Below are 10,860 nucleotides of genomic sequence, written 5' to 3' on the forward strand. Positions count from 1 at the left end.
AGAGTCTACTATATTTTACAGATTAAAAAATAGTTTAGGAGATAAGTTGAGTCAGTTAGATTTTAAAGAACTATATGATGAATTTAATACAAAATTTCATAATAAAGAGTATGAAAAAGCTTTAGATTTAAGTTATGAACTTTTAAAAGTTGCACAAGAAGTTGATATTGAAGTTGCTTATGCACTTATGGCAAAGGTAAGAGTATTGACAGTTTTAGATCAAAAAAAACAGCTTCTTGAAACTTTTGATGAAATTATAGATAATTTTTCAAAAACAAAAGATGAAAATATCTCATATATTTTTGCTTATGCATTATATAATAAAGCCATAATTCTAGCAAAAGAAAAAAAGTATGAAGAAGAATTGTCTTGTTATAATCAATTGTTAGAAAACTTTATATCTGATGTTTCTTTAAAAATAGAGTTAATATTGACAAAAACATATTTAAATAAAGCTATTTGTACAAAAGAGTTGGGAAAACTTGAAGATGTTGTTTTAGTATATGAAGAGTTAATCAAAAACTTTGAAAACTCAGAACAAGAAGAGGTTTTGCTTGATGTTGCTAGTGCATTATTTAATCTTTCTTCTATTTATCAAAAACTAGAAAACAATGATAAAGCTATTGTGAAATTTGATAGATTGATAGAAATATGCAATAAGATTAACAATAAAGATAGTCTAGAATTACTAGCAAAAGCACTAGTAAATAAAGCTTCGCTTTTAAGTAATATAAATGAGATTTCTAAAGCTTTAGAAACATATGATGAAATAATAATTAACTTTGAAAATGAAATAAATCCAATGCTTCTATCTCAAGTTGCTTTAGCTTTATACAATAAAATACTTCTTTTAGGTGAATTGGGAAAACAAGCAGAATTAATAGAAGTTTCTGATAAGTTCATAGAAAAATTTGCAAATACAAAAGATGCAATTATTAAAGATATGGTCTTAACAGCTGAAGTTTTAAAAGATAAAGAAAAATATAATACAAACTCTTTTTAAGTAGTAATTAATTTTATGTTCAATCTTTGAAAATATAAAAGATTGAACATAAATAATTTAATTTTTAATCTCAATAGTGCAAGTTGTACCTGCTCTTAGTATATAATTTTTTGGTACTTTATCAATAGAAATTCTTACAGGAATTCTTTGTGCTAATCTAACCCATGTAAAAGATGGATTTACATTTGCTAAAAGTCCTTTTCCTACTTCATTTCCTCTATCTGTGATACCATTTGCAATACTTTGAACATGTCCTTTTAATATAATATCTGTTCCAAGTGGATTCATAGTTGAGCTATCTCCAATATTTATTTTAGAAATTTTATTTTCTTCAAAATATCCATATACCCAAAAACTATTTTCATTTAAAATAGATAGATGACTCTCTCCTATTTTTATAAAATCACCTTCTTTTAAAAGCAAGTTATTAACCCATCCTGAAGTTGAAGCTAGTACTGTACTTCTTTTTATATCAAGTTTTAATAAATTCAATTTTGCTTTTGTTTCATTTAGCTCTTCTTTTGCCATAAGCAAATCATATTTTGCATTATCTTTTATATCTTTTGGTATTATTGAGTCTTTAGCTTTTACTCTTTTATCGTATTGGGCTTTTTTCTTTAAATAGTTAGCTTTTTTTATCTCAACAAGTGATTGTTGTCTTAAAACATTTGCTTCAAATCGCTTTTTATCTATTTCAAAAAGTTTATCATTCTTTTTTACATATTGATTGTCTTTTACATATACTTTTGTAACAATTCCTGAAACATCAGGAGCTATAAGAGTAATATCTGCTCTTATTTTTCCATCTCTTGTCCATGGTAAATCAACATAATTGTGCCATAATGTGATTGATAATATTATGGCAATTGTAACTATTGTAAATGTTATTGTATATCTTATAAGTTTAATGATTTTATTTTTTTGCATTTATGTCCTTATTTATAAATTATTAGTGAAAAACTTGCAAATATGCATATAAATATTGCAGTTCTAAAAAGTCCTGGATGCCATACAAATTCATAAACACCCAAGTCTGCAAAAACTCTATTTAATAATATTTGAATTACTCCTGCAAATAAAAATATCAAAATCAGTGCTGGTATTTGTATTCCAAATAGTGATACAATTAAGTGCATTTTATTTCTCTTTTTACTGGTAAAAATTCTCTATTTTTTATAATTGAATATATAATTGAAAAATTTATATAAATATCTTTTAATAGGATTTGATCATTTGCAGAGTTTAAGTGTATATGCTCAAACTCTTCTATATGATGTTTTATTTTTTCTAGTTGTTCTTTTTTATTTTTTTTATTTTTAAAATCAAAATATTTTTTTATTAAAGTAAGAATTTTATGTATTTGAGGAGGGCGCCTTTTTGAAAATAAGCTTGATTTTCTTCTTATATTAATTATTGCTTTTCCTAGTTCTAAAGTAGATAAAACCCATCTAAAAATAGTCTTATTTGATTTAGTATCAAGTCTTCCAATTGCAGAATACCTTTGAAGTAAATCAAAACTTCCACTTTCAAGTTTAACTCTTTGAAGAGCAAGTTTTTCTTTTATTGATTTATTGATTTGTGAATTAAGTGTTCTTTTTACTCTTGATTCAATCCAAACATTTGATGCAAAATCAATAAGAATAAAACTAAATCCTGAAATAATAAGTCCTAATATTGTTGCAATACTCATATCTGCAAAACTAATAAAATTCATATTATAATGGGTATAAATAGCACAGGTATTAATAAAAATAAGTAAAAAGCCAAATCCTATTAGATTTTTTCCTGGAAGTATCATAAGTAGTGAAATAAAAGCTAAAACAGGAGTTAAAAATATACAAAATGTAATTAAATCATTTACAAACATAGGTATAATATAAAAATTATAAATAGGTGTTATAAATAGGGCAATTGTAGTACCAATTAAAAAGTTTTTTGTTGCACCTACTGGATTTGGAGCGGTACTTAATAAAAGTGTATTAGCAACTGCTGGAATTACTGCAAATGGAGCATATTTCCAACCTGATATCATCCAAAATGTCATCATCAAAATCAGTGCTATTGCACCCCTTGTAATCATCAAGGAAATTAAAATATTATCACTATGTGTAGAAAATTTTAGATTTTGTGAAAAATCTTCAAGTTTTTTTATCTTAGTGTCATTTGAAATAAAACTAAGATATGTAGTGCAGTATTCAATTAATTCACCTTCGATTCTTGTAATTAAATAAGTTATACTATTAAAATCATGCAATAACTCAAAATCATCATGGGATATTTTCTGTTTTTCTTTTTTAATTTTTAACAGAGTTGTTTTTTTTAAAGATTTTAGCTCTAGTACTAAATTATTTATTGTTTGAACTGTTTGTTGTTCATCTGAAAACTTTTTTAAACAATCTTCTAATACAAAATAAATACTTTTTATTGAGTTTACAAAAATTGCATTATTTATGTTGTTATTTATAATATTTTTCAATGAGAAAAAAGTAGTACTTATATGCATAAATTCAGAGTTTAATCTTTTATAATATAATCTGTTTGATTTTTTCATTCCTGTTTCAAAATTACTATTTATTCTTAGTGAATCAGTACCTAAAATATCTTTTGCATAATTTATACTCTCTTTTTCAAAGTTAAATATATTTTCATTATTGCTAAGAGATTTAATTAATAAATCAAATTTTCTTTTTTCAGTTTTTTGAAGTGTTTTGGATAGTTTTTGAGGGAAAAGTATTTCACTTATAAAACTAGAGCATAATAATCCAATAATTACTTCAGATAATCTATCTATACCAAAAGTAAATACATCTTGCAATCTTTGCATTATTGGCATAGTAACAAGTGCAATAGTGTATCCAGAAAGCACAAATCCATAAGACATGAAGTTTCTTGACATAAATCCAACAGCGGCACAAAGTCCAATCCATAATGCAAAAAATAGAGTAAAAGATACTCTATCTTGGATAAATGCACCAACTAAAATAAAAGCCATAATAGTTCCAATGATTGTTCCTACTAATCTATAAAAACTTTTTGAATACACAAGTCCACTAAAAGGTTGCATTACAATAAATACTGTAAATACAGATGTTTGTGGCATTTCAAGATTAAAATACATACAAATAGACAATGCAAGAAGTGCTGCAGTTGTAGATTTTACTATATATTTTAAAATAGGTAAATCTTGATTTACCCACTCTTTTATTGCATATTTTAAAGTAGTTTTATTTAAGGCTAAGAACATTACTTACCTTATTTTTGTATCCACCACCAAGTGATTTGATTAAGTTTATTTGTAGTTGCATTTGTTTATCTTGTAATGAAATACTTTTTATTTTTTCTTCTTGAATATCTATTTTAGAGTCTAAATAAGAGATTTTATTTTTTAATCCTAATTTATATATTTCTTTCTCAATATTTTCATTTTTCATTTTGTAAATCATCACATTATTCTGAGCTTTTATATTTGATTTATTTAGATCTATTTTTTTTAATGTTTTGACTATCTCATTTATAGCTTCTATTATAGTTTGATTATAGGCATAAACTTGTGTATTATAATCATTTACTTTTGCATTAAGATTCTCTTGTTTTTTATTTGCATTAAATATTGGTAATGAAAAAGCTACTTCACTTTTTGGAGAAAAAGATGACTTTGTAAATAAATCAACAAAAGAAAAAGATGTAAAATTAACTAATGCTTTTAAATCTATATTTGGATAAAATTTTGCTTTTGCTTTTTTTATGTACTCATTTTTACTTATTAATAAGTATTTTTGAAAAGCGATTTTAGGAAGATGTGATATCACATCTAAATGAATATTTTTTGGTACATAAAATTTATAGTTTTTTGTTATATTTGGATTTTTTAAATTTTTTAATCTTGATGGTAAAAATCCACCAATAATACCAATTGATGCTTTTATATCTTCGATTTGTGCTTTTGTAGTTAATATATCTTGATTTATTTTTTCACTTAAGTAGTTGCTTTGATTTATTTTTGATTTATTTGCTAGACCTAATTTATATAATCTTTCTAATATATTATGCTTTTCATAAATCAATCTTTTTAATGTACTTAACCTTTTTATTTTTTGAATTTTAAAATTCCATGATATATATAATTTAGTAATAGATGTATATACAACTAATTCCTTAACTTTAATTAGTGCTTGTTTTGCTAATGCTTCATTTTTAGAAGCTTTAATTAAAGCTTTTCTTTCATCCCAAAAGTCAAAATCATAATTTAAAGCAAGTTCTGTTTGATACAAATTATTATAACTTCCTGCAAGTGGAGCAGGGTATATATGGTTTTTGCTATATCTTTGTCTTGAAGTATTTGAATCAAAATCTATATTAGGAATATTTTTTGATTGATGTGCTTTTGTTAAATTTCTTGCTATTTTATATTTTGATTCCAATTGTTTTATACTTGGTGCATTTTTTATAGCATCATTTAATAATTCATTTAGTTGAGAATCTTCATAATTTTTCCACCAGTTATTTTTTAATTCTATGTCATTGCTACTAAATTTAGTTAAATCTTGTATTAGTTCTTTTTCTATTTTTGAATCTTTGATTTTTTCTATTTTTTCTATTTTGGGTACACAACCGTTAAATAAAAAAATGATTGAAATTGTAAATAGTATTATTTTCATATTTTCCTTACTTTAGATTTGAATATACTTGTTTAAGGGCTTGGATTAAAAGTTCTTTATTATGTGAATCTATTCCTTCAAGTGCTTTTTCTTCAAGCTCTTTTCCTGCATCTTTTATAATTTGTTCTAATTTTTTACCTTTTGAAGTTATACATATAAGATATGCTCTTCTATCATTTTTTTTATTTTTTCTTTCAACTAGACCTTTTTGTTCTAATTTATCTATTAAAAGTGTTAGGCTTGATTGTTTAAAGTATGTATCTTTTGCAAGCTCTTTTTGTGTTAGATTATCTTTTTCACAAAGTCTTCTAATAATAATACTTTGTGCAGCAGATATATCATGTTCTTGTAACTTCTTTTCTAGATTATTTTTTAAATGATTTCTAATATTTGCAATTAAAATCCCAAATATATTATCTGATTGAAATGCCATGCAAGACCTTTTAAGTTAAATTAGTATAAAAGATAGCTTATTAATAGTTAATATGTTAACTATTAATAGATTAAGCATTTTACGTTTTTAAACTTATAAATACCTAAATTTAAAAAGATATATCTATTAAATATTGATTTTTTTCAATTTTAAGATTAATTTTAACTATTTTAGATTTAATAATTATTCTATTGTAATAAAGGAGAAAAATGTCAGATATTATTTTAAGAGATGCAACTGTAGAAGATGCACAAACAATATTTAATTTTATTAAAGAGTTGGCTATTTATGAAAAAGCAGAGCATGAAGTTAAAACAGATGTTGATACTATAAAGAAAACTGTTTTTGGAAAGAAAAGTGTTACTTCTGTTTTGCTTTGTGAATATGAAAATAAACCAATTGGTATGGCTTTATACTTTTTCAATTATTCAACTTGGCTTGGTAAAAATGGAATCTATTTAGAAGATTTATATGTAACACCCCAGTTTAGAGGAATAGGTGCAGGAAAAGCACTACTTAAAAAACTTGCTCAAATAGCAATTGAAAATGATTGTGGTAGAGTAGAGTGGCAAGTATTAGATTGGAATAAACCATCAATTGATTTTTATGATAGTATTGGTGCTAAAGGGCAAACAGAATGGATACCATATAGACTTACAGGCAATGCTTTAGAAGAGTTTGCTAGAAGCTAGTTTTTAGCTTCTAACTCTTGCAAGGATTGAAGTATTGCAGTTGCTAATTTATCTGTAATTACTTCTTCCCATTTTTTTAGTTGTTTTTCTTGATTTTGTTCACATATTTCTATCATAGTTCTATTGAAAAAATTACCGTCATTTATATCATTTATAATAGGTTCTATTTCTATTTTTTTATCTTTTACTAATTGCATATTATTATTAATAAAGTTTTGTGTTGCGTCCATTGCTGCTTGGTTTCTAAGTTCATCTTCAAAAAGTTCTTGAGCATTTTCAAGTTTTTCTAAATCTTTTAAAAGTTCATAAATAGATCCTAGTGCATATTGAAACTCTATATTTGTATCTATATCTTTTGTTTGTGTTATATTTATTAGTTTACCTGTTGAAATTTGATAATACATATCATATTTTGCTAAGTTTGAAATAATATTTTCTTTTGAAAAGTGTTTTTGTATATCCATATTTTTCCCTAAATTTAAGTTTTTAGTATAGCGAAGTTTAATAAAAACTTACATAATATCTTACAATTTGTAATATATAAGATAAGTTAAAAAAAACTATAGTATTATTTCAAAAATTTTAATTAGGAAGATTTTATGTTTGAAATAATTAGCTTATTATGTATTACATTTACATTGATATTTGTGCTTTATTATAATGAAAAAGTAAAACAAAAAGATAAAATGCCTTTTTGCATAAAAAAGAAAATAAAGCTTTAGTCTAAACTTTCAGATAAATATAAAACTTACAAAAAAATAAAAATATCCCTTAAATTTCCTTGAAAAAAAATCATATATATGTTAAAGTACATTTCTTAATATTAAATAAAAGGAAGATTTTATGGGATTCTTTAAAAATATTTTAAAAAAAATCATAAGAGTCTCAAGACCAATTTTTTCAATGGAAGCCAATGAGCTTAATTTTAAGATTGATTCAGATTTCTTTTATACTTATACTTTAGAAAATTTTGATGTAAAAACAAGACATGACCCATATACATTAGATGCTTTTACTTTAAAAACTTCTGATTTTTATATCGAGTATATAAAAGTTGATGAAGATACAACTTGGCAAGGTCAAGCACTTAGTTTATATGAAGATTTTTTAAAAGAACAACTAAAACTAAAAAAATTTGAACTTCTTGAAAAAAATGAGTATGAACATTATGAGTTTAAAATCTATAAAATTGATGATGAATTTTTGCTTCATTTGATCTATATTTGGGAAGTTAATAAAGATGTTTTTATTTTAGATTTTGATAGATCACTTTTTAAAACTTTAATTTCAAGTTTAGATAAAAACTATATTTATAAGCATGATAAAGACAAAGGAGTAAATATTGATTTTGATTGTAGTTTAGTAAAATTAAACGCATTTAAAAATTATTTTAATTCAAGTATGTAAATTATCAAATTTGTTAATTTTTAGTTATTTTGATATAATTGCACAAATTTTTCAAAGGATTTATTATAGATTTGATTATTACACAAGTAACAGATTTTTTCTATCAATTTAAAAATAGTGTTGTAGAAACTGATGAAATTGTAACAGAACATCAAGAAGCAATAAAAGAGTACTCTACTGTGTTAAAAGAAGAGAATATTCATCAAGAGTATGAACAAAACTATTTAACTATCTTAGGTTATGCACATAGGCTTGAAAATATAAATGATAGAATTTTTTATACTTTTCAAGAAGCAATTTATGCAATAGATTTAGCAAAACAAATGAAAGATGACAATGCAGTTATTTTAAACTCAATTGTTTATATTTTAGTTTTAGATAATTTTGTAGATGAATATTTTGGTAAAAAACTTGATGAGCATACTAAACAATTAGCTTTAAAAACATATGAAGAGATTGAAAAAAGACAAGCAAAAGAGAATCAAAAATATCACATTTATCAATAAAGCTTCAAAAGCTCACTTAATACTCACTATAACTAAATAAGATTACTGAATTTAAACTAGGAAAATATAGAATGTTTAGCGAAAAAAATATTTCAAAGTTAATTATATTAACTCCTATTATTACAGTACTTCTTATTGCATTTTTCACAATTTATTTTTTTATTCAAAATCAATATAAATATTTTGAGGGTGAAAGTATTAGAGAAGAATCACAATATATTTCAAAGCAAAAAAACATACTTAAAAAAGAGATAAATTCAGTTCTTTCTTATTTAGATTATCATGAGAAAAAAGCAAATCAAGAAGTTAAAAATAGAGTTAAAAATAGGGTTGAAATACTTTATAATCAACTATCTGTACTAACAAAAGATAAAAATCTCAATAGTACTAAAAAAAATGAAATTATGAATCAGTTAATTGATTCAAAAGCTATTAATAGAAATGATTATTTCTTTGCATATGATGTACAAAATGATAAACTTATTCAACCTTTTAATAAAAGTATTCAAAAAGAGTTTGAATTAAATGATAAGTTTATTAAAAACTATTTATACCCTGATACAGGAAAATATATAGATTTAAAAGATAAATTAATCTATATAAAACATGTTCCAAAATTAGATTGGATAATTGGAAGTGTAGAAAATAGTAAAGAAAACCTCAAACAAATCAAAAAAGATTTAATAAAGTATATTGAAACTATTCGTTATGAAAATAATGGATATATTTGGATACATGATACAAAATATCATCTTATTGCTCACCCTTTTAGACAAGATAGTATTGGAAAATATGATATTGATTTAAAAGATGCAAGTGGAGATTATATTACTAAAAAGTTTATTGATGAAACAAAGAAAAAGCCAAATGGAGTCTTTGTAGAATATAACTGGCAAAAACCAAATCATAAAAAATTTTCTAAAAAGCTTGGATATTTCAAACTTTATAAAAAATGGAATTGGGTTGTTGGTGCTGGGCTTTATATGGATGATATTGAAAACTCTATTTTAAAAAATAAGCAGTTATTAGAAAAAAGAGTTGATAAATATATTGAAACTGTTGTTGTTATCTCTTTTTTTGTAATATTTATTATTGGTATTTTATCTGTTTTTATCTCAAATAGAATTAATCAAGCTTTTAACGAATATAGAAAAAGTGTAGTTAAAAAAGAGCAAGAGTTACAAGATTTGAACAAAAATCTAGAACTAAAGGTTCAAAAAGCAATTGATGATGTAAAGAAAAAAGATAGGGCGATGCTTCATCAATCAAGACTTGCAAGAATGGGTGCTATGCTTAGTATGATTGCACATCAATGGAGACAGCCATTAAGTGAACTTTCGGGTGTATTAATGGAGCTAGAAACTGCAAGTAAATTTAATAAAGTTGATGAAAAAATGATACAAGATTCAGTTATTGAATCAAATAAACTAATTGAATTTATGTCAAATACAATTGAAGATTTTAGAAACTTTTTTAAACCAGATAAAAAGAAAGTCTATTTTTATTTAGATGATGCTTGTAATGAGGCTTTAACTTTAGTTGACGCTTCAATTAAAAATTTCAATATAAATCTTGTTAAAAAAGTAAAATGTAATAGTATTATTTATGGATACGAAAGAGAGTTCGCACAAGTAATGTTAAATCTTATCTCTAATGCAAAAGATGTTCTTATTCAAAGAGATATAAAAAACCCAAATATTTATATTGAAGTTGATGCTGTTGGTTCAAATGCTATTGTTAAAGTTTTAGATAATGCAGGTGGAGTTGAAGATGAATATATTGATTTGATTTTTGAACCATACTTTACTACAAAAAGTAGTTCAAAAGGTACAGGACTTGGACTTTATATGGCTAAAATGATTGTTGAAAAAAATATGGAAGGTGAAATTAGTGTTGAAAACTCAAGGAAGGGTGCACTTTTTTTAGTAACACTTCCTTTTAAAAGTGGAAAAGCCTAAAAGCTCTCCCACTCATCATCACTTCTATTTGAAGTAAAAGTTTGAGCTTGTTTAGGCTTTTTTTCATAAGAGTATGACTTATTATTATCTTTTACTTTGTCTTCATACTCTTCTTTTTTATCATATTTTGCTTTTGGCTCTTCCTCATGTGGAACATCTATCTTTTTTACTTTTGCTTGTTCTTTTCCTAAAAACTCTTTTGA

The 10,860-nt window shown here is 24.1% G+C and carries 12 protein-coding genes; 5 read left to right on the forward strand and 7 right to left on the reverse strand.

Features of this window, described 5'->3' with window-relative positions:
• Positions 1-46 precede the first annotated feature (46 nt).
• On the forward strand, positions 47-1,003 hold the full coding sequence (locus tag ACTCCZ_RS02185) for a tetratricopeptide repeat protein (RefSeq protein ID WP_079576985.1): 957 nt from the start codon (positions 47-49) through the stop codon (positions 1,001-1,003).
• A 57-nt stretch (positions 1,004-1,060) separates the two neighbouring features.
• Here the strand turns inward: ACTCCZ_RS02185 and ACTCCZ_RS02190 are convergent, their stop codons facing one another.
• The 5 genes from ACTCCZ_RS02190 to ACTCCZ_RS02210 are packed head-to-tail and all read right to left on the reverse strand — an operon-like array spanning position 1,061 to position 6,094.
• Entirely contained in the window at positions 1,061-1,930 is an 870-nt protein-coding gene (locus ACTCCZ_RS02190) for an efflux RND transporter periplasmic adaptor subunit (RefSeq protein WP_079576984.1), read from the reverse strand.
• 8 nt (positions 1,931-1,938) lie between these two features.
• Entirely contained in the window at positions 1,939-2,139 is a 201-nt protein-coding gene (locus ACTCCZ_RS02195) for a DUF1656 domain-containing protein (RefSeq protein WP_079576983.1), read from the reverse strand.
• Positions 2,130-4,247: an FUSC family protein gene (locus ACTCCZ_RS02200; protein WP_079576982.1), complete on the reverse strand. Its 2,118-nt coding sequence runs from the start codon at positions 4,245-4,247 to the stop codon at positions 2,130-2,132. Before ACTCCZ_RS02200 ends, ACTCCZ_RS02195 begins: the two co-directional genes overlap by 10 nt.
• On the reverse strand, positions 4,228-5,661 hold the full coding sequence (locus tag ACTCCZ_RS02205; RefSeq protein WP_079576981.1) for a TolC family protein: 1,434 nt from the start codon (positions 5,659-5,661) through the stop codon (positions 4,228-4,230). The genes ACTCCZ_RS02200 and ACTCCZ_RS02205 overlap by 20 nt, the downstream gene beginning before the upstream one ends.
• Before the next feature lie 7 nt (positions 5,662-5,668).
• On the reverse strand, positions 5,669-6,094 hold the full coding sequence (locus tag ACTCCZ_RS02210) for a MarR family winged helix-turn-helix transcriptional regulator (protein WP_079576980.1): 426 nt from the start codon (positions 6,092-6,094) through the stop codon (positions 5,669-5,671).
• 209 nt (positions 6,095-6,303) lie between these two features.
• Between ACTCCZ_RS02210 and ACTCCZ_RS02215 the strand changes: the two genes are divergently transcribed.
• The gene (locus ACTCCZ_RS02215) at positions 6,304-6,786 is read left to right on the forward strand and encodes a GNAT family N-acetyltransferase (RefSeq protein ID WP_079576979.1); all 483 of its coding nucleotides are present in this window, start codon (positions 6,304-6,306) and stop codon (positions 6,784-6,786) included.
• Here ACTCCZ_RS02215 and ACTCCZ_RS02220 read toward each other — a convergent pair.
• On the reverse strand, positions 6,783-7,250 hold the full coding sequence (locus ACTCCZ_RS02220; protein WP_079576978.1) for a hypothetical protein: 468 nt from the start codon (positions 7,248-7,250) through the stop codon (positions 6,783-6,785). The two genes, ACTCCZ_RS02215 and ACTCCZ_RS02220, sit on opposite strands and share 4 nt — an antisense overlap.
• 379 nt (positions 7,251-7,629) lie before the next feature.
• Between ACTCCZ_RS02220 and ACTCCZ_RS02225 the strand changes: the two genes are divergently transcribed.
• The 3 genes from ACTCCZ_RS02225 (at position 7,630) to ACTCCZ_RS02235 (ending at position 10,657) form a co-directional block, all read left to right on the forward strand.
• Positions 7,630-8,193 (forward strand): hypothetical protein, encoded by a 564-nt coding sequence (locus tag ACTCCZ_RS02225; protein WP_079576977.1) that lies wholly within the window; start codon positions 7,630-7,632, stop codon positions 8,191-8,193.
• A gap of 71 nt (positions 8,194-8,264) precedes the next feature.
• Positions 8,265-8,699 carry a hypothetical protein gene (locus tag ACTCCZ_RS02230; RefSeq protein WP_079576976.1) on the forward strand — a complete coding sequence of 145 codons (435 nt, stop codon included), beginning with the start codon at positions 8,265-8,267 and terminating at the stop codon, positions 8,697-8,699.
• Positions 8,700-8,770: 71 nt separating this feature from the next.
• Complete coding sequence (locus ACTCCZ_RS02235; RefSeq protein WP_079576975.1) at positions 8,771-10,657, forward strand: sensor histidine kinase; 1,887 nt, start codon at positions 8,771-8,773, stop codon at positions 10,655-10,657.
• Here the strand turns inward: ACTCCZ_RS02235 and ACTCCZ_RS02240 are convergent.
• A partial coding sequence (locus tag ACTCCZ_RS02240; protein ID WP_463187125.1) for a hypothetical protein occupies positions 10,654-10,860 on the reverse strand: 207 nt, incomplete at its 5' end. The two genes, ACTCCZ_RS02235 and ACTCCZ_RS02240, sit on opposite strands and share 4 nt — an antisense overlap.

The sequence above is a fragment of the Malaciobacter sp. genome (assembly GCF_055140965.1).

Bases quoted from the DNA above. Each gene is read 5' to 3' on its own strand.
- ACTCCZ_RS02210 (WP_079576980.1), bottom strand. From the start codon at position 6,094: ATGGCATTTCAATCAGATAATATATTTGGGATTTTAATTGCAAATATT.
- ACTCCZ_RS02225 (WP_079576977.1), top strand. From the start codon at position 7,630: ATGGGATTCTTTAAAAATATTTTAAAAAAAATCATAAGAGTCTCAAGA.
- ACTCCZ_RS02200 (WP_079576982.1), bottom strand. From the start codon at position 4,247: ATGTTCTTAGCCTTAAATAAAACTACTTTAAAATATGCAATAAAAGAG.
- ACTCCZ_RS02220 (WP_079576978.1), bottom strand. From the start codon at position 7,250: ATGGATATACAAAAACACTTTTCAAAAGAAAATATTATTTCAAACTTA.
- ACTCCZ_RS02205 (WP_079576981.1), bottom strand. From the start codon at position 5,661: ATGAAAATAATACTATTTACAATTTCAATCATTTTTTTATTTAACGGT.
- ACTCCZ_RS02215 (WP_079576979.1), top strand. From the start codon at position 6,304: ATGTCAGATATTATTTTAAGAGATGCAACTGTAGAAGATGCACAAACA.
- ACTCCZ_RS02235 (WP_079576975.1), top strand. From the start codon at position 8,771: ATGTTTAGCGAAAAAAATATTTCAAAGTTAATTATATTAACTCCTATT.
- ACTCCZ_RS02190 (WP_079576984.1), bottom strand. From the start codon at position 1,930: ATGCAAAAAAATAAAATCATTAAACTTATAAGATATACAATAACATTT.
- ACTCCZ_RS02195 (WP_079576983.1), bottom strand. From the start codon at position 2,139: ATGCACTTAATTGTATCACTATTTGGAATACAAATACCAGCACTGATT.